A 19,590-nucleotide genomic window follows, 5' to 3' on the forward strand; every position below is an offset into this window, starting at 1 on the left:
CCTAGCCCGCCTGCCCGCCGGGGATGCGGCGCGCGCCCGTGGTGAGCTCGCCCACGGAACGCGCGAGGCTGTGCCGATCGAGACCGAAGTGACGGTAAAGATCCCCGATGGTGCCGGTCTGGCCGAAATGCTCGACCCCATGCGACACAACCCGATGCCCTGCAACCGAGCCCAGCCACGACAGCGTCGCCGGGTGGCCATCAATCGCGGTGATCAGGGTGCAATGGGCTGGCAGTTCGCCCAAAAGACGCTCCACATGCGATACGGCCTTGGGGTTGCCCCGCGCCCGTTCCCGCTGCGCGGCGGTCCAGCCTGCATTGAGACGATCCGCCGAGGTCACCGCCAGAACGGCAACGTCGCGGCGATGCTCACCGACCAGACCTGCCGCCGCAATCGCCTCATCCGCGACCGCACCCTGATAGGCGATTACCACAGAACAGTTCGGCCCCGGCTTGCGCAGCCAATAGGCCCCATCAATGGCCCCCTGACGGAAAGCATCATCAACCCGTTGCCCCGGCTGTTCGAGCGGTTTGGTGGTCAGGCGCAGATAGACCGATCCGCCGGTTTCATCGCGCAGCCAGGTGCGCTCGTCCGGGTCGCCATCGCCATCGCGCTGCATGTAATCAAAGGCCCATTCCATGATGACCGCGAGCTCATCCGCAAAGGCCGGTTCAAAACTCGCAAGCCCATCCTGCGCCATGCCCGTAAGGGGCGTGCCCACGGATTGATGCGCGCCGCCCTCCGGCGCCAGCGTCACCCCCGAGGGCGTGCCGACGATCATGAAGCGCGCATCCTGATAGCACGCGTAGTTGAGCGCATCCAAGCCCCGGTGCACAAAGGGATCATAAACCGTGCCAATCGGGATCACCCGCTTGCCCCAGAGACTGTGCGACAGGCCCGCCGCGCCCAGCAGCAGGAACAGGTTCATCTCCGCGATACCCAGTTCGAGATGCTGGCCCTTGGGGTCAAAATTCCACTTGGCCGTCGAGGGGATGCGATGTTCGATAAAGGCGTCCTTTTGGGCCTCTCGCGCAAAGAGCTTGCGGCGATTGACCCATGGACCAAGCCCCGTGGTGCCGGTCACATCCGGAGAGGTGGTCATGATCCGCGCCGCAAGATCGCTGTCGCCGCGCGCCAGATCGTCAAGGATCTTGCCAAAGGCCATCTGCGTTGAAATCTCGCGGCTTGTGTCCACAGCAACCGCCGGCACCGAAAGCCGCGCGTCCGAGTGGCGCCGCGCGCCCTTGGCAAAAAACGGCACCTGATCGAGATAGGCCTGAAAGCCCTTCGTGTCAGAAACGGTCGCCATCGGCTCCCACTCCTCGCCCTCGGCCACACCCATATAGGTCTGCCACTCGGCCATCTGCGCCTTGGTCATGAGGCCGCCGTGGTTGTCCTTGTGGCCCGCAATCGGCGTGCCCCAGCCCTTGATCGTATAGGCCAGAAAGCAGGTCGGGCGATCGTGGTCGATAGCGGCGAATGTATCGGCCATCGTTTCCACGCAATTGCCGCCGAGGTTCTCCATCAGCGCCGCCAGTTCCGCGTCGCTGCGCTTGTCGATCAGTGCCGAGACCGCGCCCTGGTCGCCCAGATCCTCCATCAGGCGTTTGCGCCAGTTGGCCCCGCCCATATAGGTCAGCGCGGAGTATTCCACGTTCGGGCAGGCGTCGATCCAGTCGCGCAGGGCCGCGCCGCCGGGTTCCTCAAAGGCGGCCCGTTGGAGGGCGCCATATTTCACCCGGACCACATCCCAGCCGAACGCCTCGAAGATTTTCTCGACCCGGCCAAACAGCCCCTCGCGCACGATGCCATCAAGGCTCTGGCGGTTGTAGTCGATGATCCACCAGGTATTGCGCAGGTCGTTCTTCCAGCCCTCCTGCAAGACCTCATAGATATTGCCCTCATCAAGCTCGGCATCGCCCACAAGCGCCACCATCCGGCCCGGAGTGACATCGCCGCCCCAGTCCTTTGCGGTGATGAAATCCTGCACCATCGACGCAAGCGCGGTGATCCCCACGCCAAGGCCCACAGACCCGGTGGAGAAGTCCACATCGTCAATATCCTTGGTGCGGCTCGGGTAGCTTTGCACACCGCCGTAGCCGCGGAAGTTCTCCATCTTCTCGCGAGTCTGGTGGCCCATGAGGTATTGCATGGCGTGAAAGATGGGCGAGGCATGCGGCTTGACCGCTACCCGGTCCTCGGGGCGAAGCGCCGAGAAATAGAGCGCGGTCATGATCGACACCATCGACGCAGAAGACGCCTGATGGCCACCGATCTTGATGCCGTCCTCCTTGGAGCGCAAGTGGTTGGCGTTGTGGATCATCCAATGGGACAGCCACAACAGTCGCTGCTCCACCGTTCTCAGATGTTCAATCTTCTGGGACATGGACCCGCCTTTCACTCGGCAGCCTGACGCATCTGGGGCGACAGAGCTTGCTGAAGGTCATCGAGAATGTCCGAAACCTCTTCAAGCCCCACGGACAAGCGCACCAAGCCATCGCTGATGCCATGTTCCGCGCGTTCCTCGGGGGTATAGGTGGAATGTGTCATCGAAGCCGGGTGCTGGATGAGCGTCTCCGCATCGCCAAGCGACACCGCGCGCTGGATCATTTGCAGGCGGTTCATCAGGCTGATCCCGGCCTCCATGCCGCCCTCGAGTTCAAAGGCAATCATGCCGCCGGGCTGCGCCATCTGCGCCTTGGCGATCTCGTGCTGTTCAAAGCTCTTGAGACCGGGGAAATAGACCTTGGCGACGCCGGGCTGGGCCTCGAGCCACTCCGCGACGGTCTGCGCCGAGGCACAATGACGGTCCATCCGTAGCGCCAGCGTTTTCAAGCCGCGCATGATCAGCATCGCATTGAAGGGCGCCATCACCGCGCCGGTCATGTCCTTCATGCCGACAAGGCGGATTTCGGTCAAAAGCTCGGCGCTGCCCGCCACAAGCCCTGCGACCACATCGCCGTGACCACCAAGGTATTTGGTCGCCGAATGCAGCACCAGATCCGCGCCAAGCTCGATCGGGCGCGTGAGGTAGGGCGTCGCATAGGTGTTGTCGACCACAACGCGCGCGTCGACGGAATGCGCAATCTCTGCGGCGCGTTTGATGTCGACCAAGCGCATGTTGGGGTTGGCGGGCGTCTCGAAATAGACGACGCGGGTCTTCTCGCTCACGGCGGCGCTCAGGGCGTCAAGGTCGGTCATGTCGACGTGGGTGATGGTCACGCCCCATTTTGCAAGCCCGTGGCGCATATAGGCAAAGGTGCACCCATAGAGCGTCTTGTCGACGATCACCTCGTCACCGGGGCTGAGGAGCGTCCAGAGGATCGCCGTCACCGCGCCCATGCCGCTTGCCAGCGCCAGACCGGCTTCGGCCCCTTCTAGCGTTGCGATACGCTGCTCCAGAAGCGAACAGGTCGGGTTCGAGATTCGGCTGTAGATATGCCCCTCGCGCTCGCCTGCGAACATCTCGCCGCCGGCTTCGGCATTTTCGAACACAAAGGTGGAGGTCAGATGCAGCGGCGGCGTCAGCGCGCCCTCGTTCTGCATCGGGTCATAGGCGTGGTGGATGGCGCGGGTGGCAAAGCCTTTGGTCTCGGACATGGGGGTCTCCTTCCTCATTTGCCTGCCATGATGCGCCTCCACACAGGGCGAGAGATTGCAAAAACTACCAATGCAAGACATGATATTGGCAGATTATGCCAATAGGTGACGATATGGACTCAAAGGATCGCCAGATCATTCGCGTGCTGCAGGCCAAGGGCCGGATGACCAATCAGGACCTGGCCGAGGCCGTGAACCTGTCGCCCTCGCCCTGCCTGCGCCGGGTCAAGAACCTGGAAACCGCCGGGGTAATCCGGGGCTACAGTGCCGATGTGGACGCCCGTGCCTACGGGTTGCCGATCACGGTATTTGTCCGCATCAAGCTAGAACGCCACAACGAGGAAGATGTCCGAAGTTTTGAGCGCCGGGTGCAGATGATCGACGAGGTGCTCGAATGTCACATCCTGACCGGAGCCACAGATTATCAACTGCGGGTGGTGGTCGCGGATCTCGATGCCTATGAGGATTTTATCCGCAATCGTATCCACCCCATCGGCGGGATCGCCTCGATTGATACCAGTTTTGTCTATAGCACCGTGAAGAATACATCGGTCTTTCCACGACTGGGATAACACCGGGATGACAATGGCCCCGAGCGATCCCCAAGGCCATTGCTCTATCTGCCGCCTCAGAGGCTCGGCATCAACTCTGCAAGCGATTTGAACCGATCATAGGCTTTGTTTTCGGCTGCGCTCCACCCGGCCTCTGCAATGGCGCTGAGGCGCGGAAAGATCATGTGATTGCGCCGGGCCATTGTGGTCAGATGCTCACTCCAGACGCAGGCCTGCACACCTTTGAGCCGCCCCTGAAGCGCAGGGTCGCCATTGTCGGCCTCAAACGCATAAGTCTTGTCGAGCGGTGTGAAACCCGCCCAGCTGGCACCCGGTGCATACCACGCATCCGACAGCGCCATATCAAGGTAGTAGGCCTGCCCCGGCGTGCTGATGACGTCATAGCCTTCTTGCGCCAGCTCCGCGGTTTTCTCGATTGTGGTCCAGGCAAACAAAAGGCTGTGCTCGGGATCAAGTCCGCCGCCATGGGCCACCTCTTCCCAACCGCCAAGCTTGCGACCAAGCCCCGCCAGATAGGTCTGGATGTGACGCAGGAAATAAGCCTGCAATTCCGGCGTGTCCTTCAGACCCGTTTCGCGCATCATCGCCTGCGCTTTGGGCGACTGCATCCAAGCGCCCTCGGCCACCTCATCGCCCCCCACATGAACGACCTCAAACGGGAAGATCTCGCAGACCTCTGCCAAAACGGTCTCGGCAAAGGTATAAGACCCCTCGATCGCCGGGTTGAGCGCGTTGTTGGCAAACCCCTGCACCGACCAGTAGCTCTCGGGCTCTTCGGGATCGACCAGATCAGGCAACGCGCCCAGAACGCAAGCACAGTGACCGGGCACGTCGATCTCCGGCATTACTTCGATACCGAACTGCGCGGCGTGTTTCACCACCTGACGTGCTTCGTCCTGGGTGTAAAAACCGCTCTGCCCGGTCATGTCTGGGCCAAGCTGCGGCAAGACGGGCAGATCCATGCCAGTATGTGCGGCCGTCTCTGTGAGCTGCGGATAGGCTTTGATCTCCAGCCGCCAGCCTTCATCGTCAGTCAGGTGCCAATGGAACCGGTTCATCTTGTGCCACGCCATGATGTCCACGTAGCGCAGAACCTGATCGAGCGGGTAAAACTGGCGCGAGACATCCAGATGCGCACCGCGCCAACCGTGGCGGGGGGCGTCCTCGATCTCTCCGCTGAGCGGCACGCCATAGCGCTGCGGCTCAGCGTGGGCATGGGTGAGCATCTGCGCCAGCGACACCAGACCGTAAAACAGCCCCTGCCCGCTGCCGTGATGCAGGGTGGTTTTCCCTTCGTCCCAAATGATGCGATAGCCATCTGCGGGGAGTGTCTGATCCGGCGTAATGCAGAGCAGTGCCACGTCCTCCTTGGCGGTCAACACAAACGGTGTCGGCGCAAGCGGATGCAAACGGCGAGTCAGCTCAGAGACGCGCGATACCAACTGCATCACCGCTGCGTCATCACTCTGAAGCGCGAGATGCACAGGGGCGGTCTCAGCCCAGTTCGAGATAGCGACACGCTTGGGTTCGGGCAGAACCCCGCATGTTAGAGCCGCATTTTGCGCAGCTGTTGCGCAACCTTCCACCACAGAGGCCTGCAAGTCCCCGGCAAATGCCAGCACGAGCGTGTCATCCTCCAAGAGGACTCCCGCTGATTTTGGCCCCTCGTTGGAATGAAGCGCCGGACGCGTGAGGCTATGCTCCGTGAACCGCCACGTCTCTCCTGGTGCGAGCACGAATCCCTCATCCGAGGCGTATTCGTGAAAGTTTGCCTGCCGCCGCACAAGCCGTGCGCCGGTGCACTTCGAAGGCCGCAAACACCGCGTGAGCGTAGCGTAAACGAGGCGCGGGTTGGTCACGGGGGTTGAGCCACAATTGGTCAGCGCGAACTCCATCGCGCCTTCTTCGGCATGCCAGAGGCTATCGAGGTGAAAATGCATTTGAACTGTCCTGTTGGGTCTATGTTCTGGAGCGTTCAGACGAGGGCATTGTCAAAGACGCCCTCGTCAGAGTTCGGGATGACCACCGCGCCGCAGGCCTGTTCGTAAAAGGCCACCGGGCCTGCCTGACCGATGATGCCATAGGCAAACCCTTCGTCCCGAAGCCGGTGCAGCGCGGCCAGCAAGAGCGCCTTGCCGAGCCCCTTGCCACGGGCCTCCGGGTCGACGCCGGTCGGGCCAAAGAAGCCCCGGCAGGTGACGTCGAAACAGGCAAAGCCCAAAAGGCGTGATCCTTCGGTGGCAATCAGCACCCGCGAGGGTCGCGCAGCGAGTGCAACGGTACATTCATCGACCCATTTCGAGCTGAAGTGCTGACCCACAAAGGCAAGGAGCACATGCGATTCAAACGGCAGCGCAGGGCGGATTTTGATGTCGGGTGCAAGATCCGGCATCCGCGGAAGGCGATAGAGCGGCACCAACATGTCAGGCATGGGCAACCTCCGCGTGTTCCGCGATCACATGACCGGGAGAGACCTCGCGAAAGGCCTGCACATCATGGGCGCTCTGTCCGCGGACTCGTCGCGCCTCGGCGGCAAAGCCCGCATCGCTGCCGGTAAGACGCAATTCCGGGTCGGGAACTGCGGCACGCAGCAGTTTCGTGTAGCCATGTTGCGGCGCACCGACCACCTGTGCCGTGGGGCCACGCTCGACCACCTGGCCGCGAAACATCACCGCCGTGTCTTCGGCGAGATACTCGGCGGTGGCGATATCGTGGGTGATATAGAGAAGCGACAGCCCGTGTTCATCTTTCAGGCGCTGCATCAGACCAAGGATGGATTTGCGGATCGACACATCGAGCATCGAGGTCGGCTCATCCGCCACGATCAGACGCGCCTTGACCGCCAGCGCGCGGGCGAAATTCACCCGCTGACGCTGCCCGCCCGACAGTTCATGCGGGAACTTTGCGGGCGTCGAGAGTGGGTCCAGTTCCACATCCTCAAGGATCATGCGCAGGGCCGTTTCGGGGTCTGCGTCGGGCTGGTGCAGCGAGAGCGCGCGCAACAGGTGGTGACGGATCGTATGTGCCGGATTGAGCGCCGAAAACGGATCCTGAAACACCATCTGAACCGCTTGCCGATAGCGCATCTGATCTGCGCGTGTGGTCAGCTCGGCGATATCTTGGCCCTCAAAGAGGATCCGCCCTGAGGTTGGCGTGTGATGCCCCACGATCATTCGACCCACGGTGCTTTTGCCCGAGCCACTCTCCCCCACCAGCGCCAGCGCACGGCCCGGCATCAGATCAAGCGAGACATTGCGCAGGGCATTCACTTGGGTTGCGCGGCCAAAGGCGGGACGCAGGGTAAAGGTTTTGCTGAGGTTCTCGAGGCTCAGAATAGGCGTCTCAGACAGCATGGCGCGCTCCTTCCGGGCGTTTGGCGAGGATCGGCATCGCCTCCCACAGGCTGCGGGTGTAGTCGTGGCTTGGGTTGGTCACGATCTGCGCGGCGGTGCCGATCTCGACGATCTCGCCCGCACGCATGATGCCAATGCGATCCGAGATCTGCGCCATCAGGGCGATGTCGTGGGTGATGAACAGAACCGAGAACCCCAGTTCGTCCTTCAGCCGCAGCACCTCTTGCAGGATTTCGCGCTGCACCACCACGTCGAGCGCCGTCGTTGGCTCATCCATGATGATAAGCTTGGGCTGCAAGGTGAGCGCAAGCGCAAGCGCCACCCGCTGCCGCATCCCGCCTGACAGCTGATGCGGGTGGGAATGCATGCGGTCTGCGGGGATGCCGACCATTTCCAGCATTTCGGCGGTACGCGCCATGGCGTCCGCTTTGGTGATCGTCCCATGCGCACGCAGCATGTCGTAGAACTGACGAAAGATCGTCATCACCGGGCTCAGAGAGTTCATCGCGCTCTGAAACACCATGGAGACCTCGGACCAGCGCCAGGCCCGCAAATCCTTGTCAGAGAAAGACAGGACATCGCGCCCCTCAAAGAGGATGCGCCCCCGGCGCACCAAAGCCGGCGGTTTGTGCAAACGCATCAGCGCATAGGCCACCGTGCTCTTGCCACAGCCGGACTCGCCCGCAAGACCAAGGATCTCATTGGGCTGGATCTCGAACGAGATGTCCCGAACGGCGGTAAAAGGCGCGCCTGCAGTCAGATAATCGACCCGCAGGTCCTCGACGGAAAGAAGGGCGCTCATTGCTCGGCCTCCTGCATGCGTTGGCGCAGCAAGCGCTTTTCGATCCGCAGCGCCTTGGCGACATTGCCAAGGGTGCGCATCCGGGGGTTTGCGATCTCGTCCACGCCGAAGTTCATCAGCGACAGGCCGACACCGATCAGCACGATCGCCGCACAAGGGGCCAGAACCTCCCACCATGCGCCAACCATGATCGCCGAAGCGGTCTGCGCATTATAAAGCATGGTCCCCCAAGAGAGCGCCAAGGGGCTGCCAAGGCCGAGGAATTCAAGCGTGGCCTCGGTGATGATGGTGAAGATGACAGAGCCGATGAAATTGAACCCTATGATCGACAGAAGGTTCGGCAGCATCTCGACGAGGATCATCCGCCATGTGGGCTCTCCGATCATCGCGGAGGCCTGAATAAAGTCGCGGGTCTTGAGCGACATCGCCTGCGCACGGGTGACGCGTGCGCCCCAAGCCCAGGAGGTCAGCCCGATAATGAGCGCAATCGCCCAGGGTCCGACTTGCCCAAGGAAGGCCGCCAGCACCAGCAGAAGCGGCAGTTGTGGCAGCACCAGAACCACATTGGTAAAGAAGTTGAGGATATCATCCACCCAACCGCCAAAATAGGCGGCGGTGATGCCGATGAAGGTGCCAATCGCGGTCACGATCAGGCCGGCAACAATCCCCACCATCAGCGAGGTACGCGTGCCCCAGACCAACTGGCTGAACACGTCGCGCCCCATGCGGGTGGTGCCCAGCCAGTGTTCGGCCGAGGGCGGCTGATGCGGACGGCCCACGCGGGCAATGGGATCAAACGGTGCGATCAGGGGCGCGGCAATCGCAATCGCCACATAGATCAGCACGATGGTAAGCCCGATAGCGGCCTTGCGATTGCGCAGAAAGGTACGAAGGAGATCTGACATCAGGCCCTCTTCAGTCGGGGGTCAAGGAAGACATAGGCCAGGTCCACCGCGAGGTTCGCGAGCAGCATGGCAAGTGTCATGATGAGAAGCTGGCCTTGGATCAGCGGGAAATCCCGCCCCACGATGCCGAGGTACAAAAGGTTGCCGACACCCGGATAGTTGAACACCACCTCGGTAATGAGCGAGCCACCAAAGAGCGCCCCGAAACTCAGCGCCAGTGCGGTGACGGATGGCAGCAGTGCGTTGCGGGCGGCATAGGCATAGCGCACGCGGGCATCGCTCAGCCCTTTGGCTTCGGCCATGGCGAGGTAGTCCTCGCCCAGCTGCCCGATCATGTTGTTGCGCATGGTGATGAGGTAGCCGCCGATCAGCACCACGCTCAGCGTCACAACCGGCAAAAATCCGTGATAGGCCACGGATGAGATGAACTCCCAGCTCCAGCTTGGATCGAGCTTGGGATCAAAGGCGTAAGAGGTCGGGAAGAAGCGGTTGCGCACCGCAAGGAAATAAAGCCCGCAGAGCGCGACGACCACGGCCGGAACCGACTGCAGCGCAAGCGCGGTGGGCGAGGCGATCACATCGGTGAGCTGCCCGCGCCGCCAGGCTGCCAGTACGCCCAGAAGGGTGCCTACGGAAAAGGAAATCAACAACGCCGCCCCCGTCAGGAACAGGGTCCACGGCAACGCCTGCGTCAGCACATCGGCCACCGGCATCGGGTAGAACTTGATCGACAGCCCAAAGTCCCAAGTGAAGATCGAGCCAAGATAGGCAAAATACTGTTCGTGCAACGGTGCATCGATGAACCCGAAGGTGGCCATCAGCGCCTCGCGCGCTTCGGGTGCGATCATGCCACCGGAGTTCGCCAGCATGATATCCGCCGGGTTGCCGGGCAACAGGCGCGGGATCATGAAGTTGAAGGTCGCGGCCACCAGAAAGGCAACGGCATAAAAGCCGAGCCGCTTCAAAAGAAAACGCATCAGGTCAAACCATCTGTCGGGAGGGGAGTGTGGGGCGCCAAAAGCGGGACCACTCATCAGATGAGCGGTCCCGAAGGTCGGGGAGGAATTACTCGACCGGGCGCAGGTTCAGGAGGTGGATCAGACGGGCCGGGTTGGTTTTGTGAACCACCGGGTTGGCCACCGGGTTGTCAGCGTTGAAGAAGCCTTCGAAACGCTTGGTGTTGTACTGATACCAGCGCGGGTTGTTGAACACATAGGCCAGCGGCATGTCTTCACCGACGATCTCTTGTACATCGGACATGATCGCCATCTGCTTGTCGGTGTCGCTGGTCTGGGTGAAGGCATCCAGAAGGTCGCTCAGCTCTTCGTTGTAGTACCGCGACGCGGCAAAACGCGACTTGGCCTGATTGATCTCGTGGAGCGAATCCAGATACTGGTTGAAGGGGGTCGCACCAACACGAACCGAGTTGATCGCCATGTCATAGTCGCCCTTGATCAGCTTTTCGGTCCAGATCGCGGATTCAGGTGTTGAGACATTGGCCTTGATCCCGGCTGCATTCAGGCCCTCGACCGCGATCTGGCTGCTGTTGACCCAGTCGGTCCAGCCGTTGGGCACGATGACTTCAATGTCGATCTGCTCACCGCTTGGGGTTTCCACAAAGCCGTCACCGTCAATGTCCTTGAACCCGGCCTCGGCCAGCTGTGCCTTGGCGCCCTCGATGTCATATTGGGTAAACGCGCCAAATTTGTCCTCGACTTCGGGGTTGTTCCACGCGTGATAGGCGCGGCCCAGACCAGAGGGATACTGGTTGATCGTCGGATAGCCATAGCCTGCAATTTCCACCATCGCTTCGCGGTCGAAGGCCATCGACACCGCGCGGCGGAAGGCGACGTTGTTCACGGCTTCTTTGTCGCCGGCCTCTTTGGCCTCGAAGTTCATGTAGAACGCCACGAGAGAGCCTGCGGGCAGCCAATAGCTGTGATGCTCGGGGTCCTTGGCGACAAAGGTGTTGTCGATGTCGGGCAGGAAGGACCCCATCCAGTCCAGTTCGCCATTGGCGGCCGCTGCCAACGCCTGATCGTTGTTGGCGATCTGCGGGAAACGCATGCAGTCGACCTTGAGGCTCTCAGCGTCCCAGTAATTGTCGTTGCGGCACTGGATGTATTCCTGCGGCGTGAAACGGCGGATCTCTGTCAGCGGACCGGACCCCACGGGATCAGGGTTGGTAAAGGTCACGGGATCGGAGACGTTGCTCCAGACGTGTTCCGGCACGATTGGCACACGCACGATCTGGTACATGGCCTGGCTTGAAGGGGTGGAGAGGTTGAACTTCACCGTCATCTCGTCGAGTTTCTCGACACCAGAGAGCATCTGCGCCATGCCGACGCTGTCGAGGGCCGGATCGCTCAGCGCCAGATCAAAGGATTTGACCACATCATCGGCGGTGAATGCTTCGCCATCGGACCACTGAACGCCATCGCGCAGGGTCACGGTGATGGAACTCAGATCATCGGAATACTCAAATGCGTTCGCCAGACGGTAGATCGGCTTGCCGCCGTCGAGCGCGTTGAAAATGATCAGCGGCTCGTACATGAAATGCATGACGGACGGCGCCGCGGTGGTCTGGTTGAACGGGTTGAAGTTCTCCACCCAAGCGGTGACCTGTTCCGGCAACGCGCTCAGCACGGTTTCCTCTGCCTGTGCGGCAGTGGTCCAGAGCGCAACCGAGGCCAAGAGCCCGGCGGTAGCAGTGAATTTCATGTTGTGTCTCCCTGTGATGACGGGTTTTCCCGCCTCGTGTCATTCCCCGTTCCCGCCCGGTGAAGGGCGCCCACGGAGCAAACCATGGGGGGCATTTGATCTCCTCACCAAACGCCGGGGATGTTCCACAATGAAGTCCGCGCTGCCCTCACAATGGTACCCGAAAAATCGGAAATATCGTCAAAACGCTGCGCACGCCGTTTTGACGTATCGCAATAGACAAGTCATTCCAAACTGTTAGAGACCCATCTAGAGATTTATGCCTGCGCCGGGTTCTGTCCTCTCCCCTTGCCTCAAGTGAGGCTAGACCGCAGGATCGCGCAGATTGCTATCAAAAGAACCGGAGCCACCGTGCCGCTACAGGGAATTCGCGCTCGCCTTTTGTTCACCTTCCTCCTCGCGTCCGTTTTGCCGCTGACGCTGGGCGGGATGGTGTTTTATCGGCTGGTCAATCAGACCATCGCCACCGAGACCTTTCAGAAGGTAGCCTTTGTGCGCGATGCCAAGGCCAGCGAGATCATGCAGTATATGACCTACGCGCGCAGGCAGGCGGAGAACCTCGCCCAATCGGCCAATGTGCGCTACTCGGTCGGAGAGTTTTACGGCTTCAGCCATGCGCTTCGGCAGATGCAGGGCACGCCCGAGGAAGCCGGAGCCAAGCTGCGCAATATCTTTGATATTGATGGCCCTGCAGCGCCGCCTTCGGGGATTGGCAGCGAAGACCGGCTGCTGCGCGAAGCTTTGGAGTATTCCAACACTCACCGCCGGTTTCATGCGGGATTCCTCGACTTTCTGAATGAGGCCGAGTTCGACAATCTCTATCTCGCCGATCGCCACGGGCAGGTGGTCTATTCGGTTCACAAGGATCGCTACCTCGGGCGCGTGCTGCAGCCGCAGACGCCGGGACTGGGACAGGCCTATACACGCGCGGTAAACCAGCCTGGGTTTGATCCGGTGTTTCAGGATTATGCGCGGGACGCGGTGACCGGTCAGCTTGTGGCTTACCTCGCGGTGCCCGTGCGGCTCCATGGCAGCAATAAGGGCGCGATGATCCTGCGGATGCCTCCGAACAGCCTGCACCGTCTGATGATCGAAAGCGAAACCGCCCTCACCGTGCTGTCGTCGCAGGGCACTATCATCGCCACCAGTGCGCCACCTCCAGACAATGCCACCGAAAGCCTTCCTGAAGCGATGCGTGCTAGCGAGGGTGTCGCACTGCTTGAGGCTGGCCTCTCCGGTGATCCGTCGCTCTCGGCCTGGCGTGTGTTGGAGTCCCCCTTCCCTGCATGGACCGTCGTCGCCGAGGCGGATCGGGATGCGGCATTCGCCAACAGCAGCCAGCTGCGAAACGCATTATTCTTGATCGGCGCGGTTGCCGTCACGGGGCTTGGGCTTTTGTCATTTGTCTTTGCGAATGCGCTCACCCGCCCGGTTCGGCGTCTCTCGGAGGCGGCCAGCGCGGTTGCCACCGGCAGTCTGAATGAGGCCCTGCCAGAATACGAGCGCCCAGTCGAATACGCGCGCCTTTCACGCGCAGTGAACCAGATGCGGCGCGCTCTGCGTGACCAACTGGATATGATCCGGGACAAGAACGCGGAGCTGCAGGAAAACCTGCGCCAGATAGGTGAAAAGAACGCCAAACTCGAGGAGGCGGACCGGATGAAGGATCGCTTCCTCGCCAATACCTCGCACGAGTTGCGCACGCCGCTAAACGGCATCATCGGCATCCTCGAGACGCTCGAAGGCGGGGCCATGGGCGATATGCTGCCCGCGCAAGCCAGCCAGTTACGCCTGATCACCTTCAGCGCGCGCCGCCTGTCGCGGCTTGTGGACGATCTTCTGGACATCTACCGCATCCGCGAGGGTCGGATGCGGCTTGATCTGCAACCGGTGGATGCCTCGCACGCGTTGCGCAATGTGCTGCAACTCCTGCAACCGACCTTTCAGGTGGATCCGGCCAAATTCAACGTCGATCTCCCCGGGGACTTGCCTGCCCTAACCGCGGACCCGGTGCGCTTTGAACAGATCCTGTTCAACCTGCTGTCAAATGCGGTGAAATACGGTGGTGGCAGCGAAGTCTACATCACCGCCGAAGAGCGCCCATCTGGTCATGTGGCGCTGGCGATCCGCGATCACGGTCCCGGCATTGCCGCCGACAGCATGGAACGCATCTTTCACCCGTTGGAACAGCTGATGCCGGATGGATCCGGGCAGGCCACAGGCACCGGATTGGGCCTGACGATCGCGCGCCATCTGGCCGATCTGATGGCGGGTAGCATCGAGGTCTCGAGCACCCCCGGCGAAGGATCGGAATTCCGGGTGGTGCTGCCGCTGTCTGACCTGCCCGCCGTGGCACCGCTTGAGGAGTGGCTGCCAAACCCGCCCGCCCCGGTGCCGATGATGCATACCAAACCGGGCGAACCCAGCCCGATTGCGCCGGATGGTTCGCCCCTGATCCTTGCCGTGGATGACGAGCCGATCAATTTGCAGGTCCTGCAGAATGTCCTTCTACCGCAGGGATACCGCATCACCACCGCCCGCAACGGCTCCGAAGCGCTGCGCAGCGTGGCACAGGAGCGGCCAGACCTTATTGTGCTCGATGTCATGATGGCGGGATTGAGCGGCCTCGACGTCGCCCGCGATTTGCGCCGTCGTCATGGGCTGCATGAGTTACCGATCATCTTGCTGACCGCACGCGGCCGCACCAGCGATATGCTGGCGGGGTTTGAGGCGGGGGCAAACGACTATGTGGTGAAGCCCTTTGTCAAAGACGAACTACTGAGCCGTATCCGCACCCTTCTCGAAGCCAGCCGGGCGCGCAGCCGCGCCGAAGAGAACCGAGAACTGAAAGAAGAGATCGAGCGCCGGATCCAGATCGAGGACGCCCTGCGTCTGTCGCAACGGCGGATGACGCAGCTGCTCGATGTTTTGGAGGATGGGCTGATCTGCATCAACGCCCGCGGGGTCGTCACCTATGTCAACGAAGCCGCTCAACAGGTGCTGAAGCAGCGTGTGACTGTGAATCGTAGCCGGCTCAGCGATGTCCTGCCTCAGGACGTGCTGGCGCCGCTCGAACAAACGGAGGTCGAGGACGAGCCGATCCATATGGAGATCACCCTGCGCGGCACCTCCCATCAGGTCAGCCTCTTTGCCATGCTGCCCGAAGCGGGTGGCGGGCGGGCGGTGCTCTTTACGCAGGCGCAGTCCTCGCGGGATCAGTTCGTCAACTCCCTGCGCGATGTGGTCGACACGTCGCTGCCCTCGCTGATCCCCGGCGACGTAACCGAAGACGCCAGCACCACCCCAGGCGACACCTATCGCGACACCATCGTCACGCTGATGTCGGACTCGCTGGACATCTGGAGTACGGCCACGGGAAAGGGAAAGATTGACTTTGCCGAGACCAGCGGCATCTGGCGTGTGAATCTCGACAAGACATCGTTGCAGACGCGCACACTCGACAAATATCTGCTGATCGAAACCCTGCCCGACAATCCGCGCTGGCGCGATGTTCTAAAAACCGTGAGCTTTGTGCTCTCTCTCAAGGAACGCGAGACCGCAGACCCGGCGCTCGCGCAGCGGTTCGAGACACTGGAAACCCAGCTTGAAGCATTTCGTACTCTGATCGCCCAACGCGGGTGACCGTTTCAATCCCCGAGCGGCTGAGGTCCAGTGCGACCGTGATAAGCGGTGAGCGAGGCCCGGATGCGGCGCAGGTTCTCGGTCGTGGCTTCGGTCCGCGCCTGCGCCACGGACATCGCGAGCGCGTCGACGATCACCAGATGTGCATAGCGCGACGCGGTGGGCTTCAGAATGTCGGGATCTTCGGGCAGATCGGCTTCGATCGCGACTGTCGCTTCTTGCGCCAATCGGCTGCCTGGTCGGGTGATCGCCACTACGGTCGCACCATAGCCGCCGGCAATCGCTGCAGCGCTGACGATCTCATCCGCCGCGCCACTGGCAGAGACAAGCAGCAGGACGTCCCCTTTGACCAGGGTGGCGGCGCGCATTTGCAGCAAGTAGCTGTCAGAGATCGAAACGGCTGGAATACCAAGCCGGAACATACGGTTGGCCGCCTCCTGTGCAACCATGGTCGAGCCCCCGCCAACCCCGGCCACAACAATCTGCCCCGCCGCGGCCAGGGCCGCCGCCGCCGCATCCAGCCGTTCTGGCACCAGCTGCTGACGCATCACATTGACGGTTGCATAGAGCGCGCCGAGCACCTGATCGACAGCGCCTGCACCACCTTCGGGAACCTCGCGCTGACTGGGCGCGAGGTACTGCAGGCTCACGGCAAGATTCTGCGCCAGCCGCAGCTTGAACTCGCGAAAGCCATCACAGCCCATGCTCCGACAGAAACGCACAACCGTCGGCGTGCTGACCCCCACTGCGCCCGCCAGCTCGGCAATCGTCATGTTGGAGATCTCTTCAAGATGCGCCGAAACGAAGTCCGCGACCTTTTGCTCGCGCGCGGCAAAACTGCCGTTCAACTCCCGCAGGTTGGAGATCAGATCGACTGCTCCCTGCGTGGGACTGTTCTCAGGTGCCATCTGGCTCTCCCGTAATTTCATCCCGTGATTCTGTACCTAAGATACATTTTCAGGTCAATTCGAGCCCGATTTCTTCGTTTCAGCGTCGATATTTGTAGCTTAGTAACAAATAATGCTTGACTGAACGCCTACCTGCTCCTGAATATGTACCTAAATTACAAATCAGGGAGTCATCATGATCGGGGATTTTGCAGGGCGGCTCAGCCACCAGATCAATCGCGGCACGGAAGTGATCCTCGCCGCGTTGATGGTGGCGCTGGTGCTCGACGTCTGGATTGGCGTTGTGGATCGCTACTTCTTTCACTGGCAACTGCCCTGGCCCGAAGTCCTCGCGCGATACCTGATGATCTGGGCTGCGATGCTCGCTGTGTCATCGGGGATCGCGCGGCGCGAACATATCGGACTGACGGCTGTGCTAATGATCCTGCCTGCCCCTTTGCGTCGTGGCATGCTGATCCTCATCGACCTGATGACCTTTGCCCTGTTTTTCTACGTCCTGTGGTTCGGGATCGGCTTTGCAGAGAGTGGCGCCAAACGGCAGGCGATGATCCTGGGCGCGACTTTGCAGCCCTTTTACATGGCAATCCCGGCCGCCGCGGCGTTGGCCTGCGTGCAAGTCGTCCTGGTGATGATCCGCGATGCAGGCGGCCAGCTCGACCTCAATGACACCGATTCCAAGGAAGGAGCAGGCGCATGATCGTCGGCATCTGTTTTGTCGTGCTTCTCGCAGTTGGCATGCCCATCGGCTTTGCCATTGGTCTTGCGGGTGTCATCGGGATTTTCACCATGGGGGGCGGCAGCACGTTCCTTGCCATTGGACCAAGCAAGATCTTCAACGGGCTCAATATTTTCCCGTTCCTTGCTATGCCGTTCTTTATCCTGGCGGGCGAGATCATGAACAGCACCGGGATCACCGGGCGGTTGGTGAAGCTGGCCGAGGTGCTTGTGGGCCGCTTTCGCGGTGGCCTTGCGCATACCAACATGCTGGCGTCGGTCTTTTTTGCGGGTCTTACCGGGTCTGCGACTGCGGATGCGGCCGCCTTTGGCCGCACGCTAGTGCCCGCGATGGTGAAACAGGGCTACAAACGCGATTATGCCTGCGCGGTCACGGCTGCGGGGTCCATCATCGGGCCGACCATTCCGCCCTCCGGGCTGATGGTGGTCTATGGCTCCTTGATGGGGGTCTCGATTGGTGGGTTGTTCGCAGCGGGATTGCTGCCGGGCCTGGTGATCTGTGCGGTCTGCATGGGCGTTATTGCCATTGGCGGCAAACGCGAAAACCTGCCCAAAGCAGCGCGTGGCGCAAGCTTGGGTGAAGTTTGGCGCACCTTCCTGTCGTCGATCACCGCGCTTTTGATGCCGATCATTATTCTCGGCGGTATTCTGGGCGGGATCGTCACCCCTACCGAAGCAGCCTCCATCGCCGTGGCCTACGCCCTCTTTATCGGCTTTTTCGTCTATCGCACGCTGACCTTCCCGGATCTCTACGGGATGCTGATCCGCACCGCGCGCATTACCGGGGTGATCTTCGTGATCATCGCCTTTGCGAGCATCCTCGGCTGGTGGATGAGTTTTGAGCGCATCCCGCAGGCCATCGCGGGCAGCGTGCTGGGCCTGTCGGAAAACCCCTATGCGGTGATCGCGATCATCATCTGCATCCTCCTGGTGATCGGCATGGTGATGGACATCACCGCGATTCTGATCATCCTCGGCCCGGTGCTTGTGCCGCTCACAGAGCAAATCGGACTGGAGCCAATCCACGCCGGGATCATCTTTGTGCTGGCGCTCAACATCTCCTTGATGACGCCACCCGTTGGGGCCTGCCTCTTCGTATTGTCGTCGGTGACAGGCGAAAAGCTCGAGCGGATTTCGGTGAAGCTTGCCCCCTTCTTAATCGCGGAAGTGATCATTCTCTTCCTCTTCGCATTCTGGGAGGACGCGGCTCTGTTGCTGCCGCGTGCGCTCGGATTTGCCCCCTAACCGGGGCCAAACAACCCCACCTTCAAAAACCAACAGTGAGGAAAAACAAATGAAATCAGTCCTGAAAACAGCTGCCGTTGGCGCGATCGCCGCCCTGACCGCAAGCTCCGCCATGGCCGGTGGCACCATCCGCTTTGGCCACGACAACAAGACCGATCCGTTTGAAAACCCGGCTCACGCCTGTACCGCCGTGTTCCAGAATATCGTGACCGCAGACACCAACGGCAGCGTCACGGTCGAAGTCTTCGGTTCCAACCAGCTTGGCACTGCGGCAGAGCACGTCCAGCAGGTGCGCGATGGCGTCATTCAGGCAACACTCACCTCCACCGGTGCGCTTGCGTCTTATTATCCGCGCATCGACGTGCTGAACCTGCCGTTTGCATTTGCCAACAACGCCTCGACCTATTCCGTGTTCGACGGTGAATTCGGCGAGGCCCTGGCCGCGGACATCGAAGCCGAGCTCGGCGATGTCGTTGTACTTGGTTTCCCGGACACCGGCGGTTTTTTTGCGGTGACCAACTCTCAGCGCCAGATCGCAAATCTTGAGGATTTCGACGGCATCCGCATCCGCACCATGACCCTGCCGAGCCACCAGAAGATCGTGCAGGCGCTTGGGGCCGAGGCCTATCCGCTCAGCTGGGGTGAGGTCTATTCCGGCCTGCAAACCGGCGTAATTGACGGTCAGATGAACCCGGTGCCGATCATCTCCTTTGCGAACTTCGCAGAGGTGCAAAAGCACATGACGCTCACCAACCACCTGTTCTCGCCCTACACCTTCATGGTCAACAAGGCGTTCTATGACGGTCTGACCGAAGCGGAGCAGAACACCCTGCACACCGCCGCCGAAAGCTGCGTCACCGCGAGCCGCGGCCTGTCGCGCATCATCGAGGCATCCGATCGCGGTCTGGCCGGTCTGATGGACAAGATCGAAGTGACCGCCCTCTCCAGCGAGCAGCGTGCCGCGATGGCCGGTGCCACCCAGCCCGCGTTTGAGACCCATGTGGCGGAGAACCTCGACGCCAAGGCTGGTGAACTCCTGGCGCTCTTCAAATCCGAAGTCGGGAAGGCAAACGACGCCTCTTATCTCGACTAACGGTCCCCGACCGG

At 61.2% G+C, this 19,590-nt stretch carries 15 protein-coding genes; 5 read left to right on the forward strand and 10 right to left on the reverse strand.

Features of this window, described 5'->3' with window-relative positions:
- Position 1 precedes the first annotated feature (1 nt).
- Both ACZ1HH_RS12945 and ACZ1HH_RS12950 read right to left on the reverse strand, forming a co-directional pair.
- Positions 2–2,386 carry a 1-deoxy-D-xylulose-5-phosphate synthase N-terminal domain-containing protein gene (locus ACZ1HH_RS12945; protein WP_472636826.1) on the reverse strand — a complete coding sequence of 795 codons (2,385 nt, stop codon included), beginning with the start codon at positions 2,384–2,386 and terminating at the stop codon, positions 2–4.
- An 11-nt stretch (positions 2,387–2,397) separates the two neighbouring features.
- A complete protein-coding gene (locus ACZ1HH_RS12950) occupies positions 2,398–3,600 on the reverse strand; it encodes a methionine gamma-lyase (protein ID WP_487320301.1) in 1,203 nt (400 codons plus the stop codon).
- A gap of 113 nt (positions 3,601–3,713) precedes the next feature.
- Here ACZ1HH_RS12950 and ACZ1HH_RS12955 point away from each other — a divergent pair, with 113 nt between their 5' ends.
- Entirely contained in the window at positions 3,714–4,172 is a 459-nt protein-coding gene (locus tag ACZ1HH_RS12955) for an Lrp/AsnC family transcriptional regulator (protein ID WP_011540052.1), read from the forward strand.
- Positions 4,173–4,228: 56 nt separating this feature from the next.
- Here ACZ1HH_RS12955 and ACZ1HH_RS12960 read toward each other — a convergent pair whose 3' ends face one another.
- The 7 genes from ACZ1HH_RS12960 to ACZ1HH_RS12990 form a co-directional block, all read right to left on the reverse strand.
- On the reverse strand, positions 4,229–6,112 hold the full coding sequence (locus tag ACZ1HH_RS12960; protein WP_472636827.1) for a beta-N-acetylhexosaminidase: 1,884 nt from the start codon (positions 6,110–6,112) through the stop codon (positions 4,229–4,231).
- A gap of 35 nt (positions 6,113–6,147) precedes the next feature.
- Positions 6,148–6,603, reverse strand: a complete 456-nt coding sequence (locus tag ACZ1HH_RS12965) for a GNAT family N-acetyltransferase (protein WP_487320302.1) — start codon at positions 6,601–6,603, stop codon at positions 6,148–6,150.
- On the reverse strand, positions 6,596–7,525 hold the full coding sequence (locus ACZ1HH_RS12970) for an ATP-binding cassette domain-containing protein (RefSeq protein ID WP_472636830.1): 930 nt from the start codon (positions 7,523–7,525) through the stop codon (positions 6,596–6,598). Before ACZ1HH_RS12970 ends, ACZ1HH_RS12965 begins: the two co-directional genes overlap by 8 nt.
- Positions 7,515–8,327, reverse strand: a complete 813-nt coding sequence (locus ACZ1HH_RS12975; RefSeq protein WP_472636831.1) for an ABC transporter ATP-binding protein — start codon at positions 8,325–8,327, stop codon at positions 7,515–7,517. The genes ACZ1HH_RS12970 and ACZ1HH_RS12975 overlap by 11 nt, the downstream gene beginning before the upstream one ends.
- Entirely contained in the window at positions 8,324–9,232 is a 909-nt protein-coding gene (locus ACZ1HH_RS12980) for an ABC transporter permease (protein WP_472636832.1), read from the reverse strand. Before ACZ1HH_RS12980 ends, ACZ1HH_RS12975 begins: the two co-directional genes overlap by 4 nt.
- The gene (locus ACZ1HH_RS12985; RefSeq protein WP_044026931.1) at positions 9,232–10,209 is read right to left on the reverse strand and encodes an ABC transporter permease; all 978 of its coding nucleotides are present in this window, start codon (positions 10,207–10,209) and stop codon (positions 9,232–9,234) included. Before ACZ1HH_RS12985 ends, ACZ1HH_RS12980 begins: the two co-directional genes overlap by 1 nt.
- 88 nt (positions 10,210–10,297) lie before the next feature.
- Positions 10,298–11,953, reverse strand: coding sequence for an ABC transporter substrate-binding protein (locus ACZ1HH_RS12990; RefSeq protein WP_472636833.1), 1,656 nt, complete (start codon positions 11,951–11,953; stop codon positions 10,298–10,300).
- Between the two features lie 351 nt (positions 11,954–12,304).
- On the opposite strand from ACZ1HH_RS12990, the gene ACZ1HH_RS12995 reads away from it, so the two are divergent.
- The gene (locus ACZ1HH_RS12995) at positions 12,305–15,595 is read left to right on the forward strand and encodes a response regulator (RefSeq protein WP_472636834.1); all 3,291 of its coding nucleotides are present in this window, start codon (positions 12,305–12,307) and stop codon (positions 15,593–15,595) included.
- A gap of 5 nt (positions 15,596–15,600) precedes the next feature.
- On the opposite strand, the gene ACZ1HH_RS13000 is transcribed toward ACZ1HH_RS12995, so the two are convergent.
- The gene (locus ACZ1HH_RS13000; RefSeq protein ID WP_472636835.1) at positions 15,601–16,503 is read right to left on the reverse strand and encodes a MurR/RpiR family transcriptional regulator; all 903 of its coding nucleotides are present in this window, start codon (positions 16,501–16,503) and stop codon (positions 15,601–15,603) included.
- 175 nt (positions 16,504–16,678) lie between these two features.
- Here ACZ1HH_RS13000 and ACZ1HH_RS13005 point away from each other — a divergent pair, with 175 nt between their 5' ends.
- The 3 genes from ACZ1HH_RS13005 to ACZ1HH_RS13015 are packed head-to-tail and all read left to right on the forward strand — an operon-like array spanning position 16,679 to position 19,576.
- On the forward strand, positions 16,679–17,200 hold the full coding sequence (locus ACZ1HH_RS13005; protein WP_011540062.1) for a TRAP transporter small permease: 522 nt from the start codon (positions 16,679–16,681) through the stop codon (positions 17,198–17,200).
- Entirely contained in the window at positions 17,197–18,483 is a 1,287-nt protein-coding gene (locus ACZ1HH_RS13010; RefSeq protein ID WP_011540063.1) for a TRAP transporter large permease, read from the forward strand. The genes ACZ1HH_RS13005 and ACZ1HH_RS13010 overlap by 4 nt, the downstream gene beginning before the upstream one ends.
- A gap of 49 nt (positions 18,484–18,532) precedes the next feature.
- Positions 18,533–19,576, forward strand: a complete 1,044-nt coding sequence (locus tag ACZ1HH_RS13015; RefSeq protein WP_011540064.1) for a TRAP transporter substrate-binding protein — start codon at positions 18,533–18,535, stop codon at positions 19,574–19,576.
- The last annotated feature ends 14 nt before the right edge of the window (positions 19,577–19,590 follow it).

This window comes from Epibacterium sp. HA2-3, from assembly GCF_055693725.2.

Excerpts from the sequence above, each read along its gene's own strand:
- ACZ1HH_RS12970 (WP_472636830.1), bottom strand. The coding sequence starts at position 7,525 with ATGCTGTCTGAGACGCCTATTCTGAGCCTCGAGAACCTCAGCAAAACC.
- ACZ1HH_RS13015 (WP_011540064.1), top strand. The coding sequence starts at position 18,533 with ATGAAATCAGTCCTGAAAACAGCTGCCGTTGGCGCGATCGCCGCCCTG.
- ACZ1HH_RS12975 (WP_472636831.1), bottom strand. The coding sequence starts at position 8,327 with ATGAGCGCCCTTCTTTCCGTCGAGGACCTGCGGGTCGATTATCTGACT.
- ACZ1HH_RS12985 (WP_044026931.1), bottom strand. The coding sequence starts at position 10,209 with ATGCGTTTTCTTTTGAAGCGGCTCGGCTTTTATGCCGTTGCCTTTCTG.
- ACZ1HH_RS12990 (WP_472636833.1), bottom strand. The coding sequence starts at position 11,953 with ATGAAATTCACTGCTACCGCCGGGCTCTTGGCCTCGGTTGCGCTCTGG.
- ACZ1HH_RS12950 (WP_487320301.1), bottom strand. The coding sequence starts at position 3,600 with ATGTCCGAGACCAAAGGCTTTGCCACCCGCGCCATCCACCACGCCTAT.
- ACZ1HH_RS12960 (WP_472636827.1), bottom strand. The coding sequence starts at position 6,112 with ATGCATTTTCACCTCGATAGCCTCTGGCATGCCGAAGAAGGCGCGATG.
- ACZ1HH_RS13005 (WP_011540062.1), top strand. The coding sequence starts at position 16,679 with ATGATCGGGGATTTTGCAGGGCGGCTCAGCCACCAGATCAATCGCGGC.
- ACZ1HH_RS12980 (WP_472636832.1), bottom strand. The coding sequence starts at position 9,232 with ATGTCAGATCTCCTTCGTACCTTTCTGCGCAATCGCAAGGCCGCTATC.
- ACZ1HH_RS12955 (WP_011540052.1), top strand. The coding sequence starts at position 3,714 with ATGGACTCAAAGGATCGCCAGATCATTCGCGTGCTGCAGGCCAAGGGC.
- ACZ1HH_RS13010 (WP_011540063.1), top strand. The coding sequence starts at position 17,197 with ATGATCGTCGGCATCTGTTTTGTCGTGCTTCTCGCAGTTGGCATGCCC.
- ACZ1HH_RS12945 (WP_472636826.1), bottom strand. The coding sequence starts at position 2,386 with ATGTCCCAGAAGATTGAACATCTGAGAACGGTGGAGCAGCGACTGTTG.
- ACZ1HH_RS13000 (WP_472636835.1), bottom strand. The coding sequence starts at position 16,503 with ATGGCACCTGAGAACAGTCCCACGCAGGGAGCAGTCGATCTGATCTCC.
- ACZ1HH_RS12965 (WP_487320302.1), bottom strand. The coding sequence starts at position 6,603 with ATGCCTGACATGTTGGTGCCGCTCTATCGCCTTCCGCGGATGCCGGAT.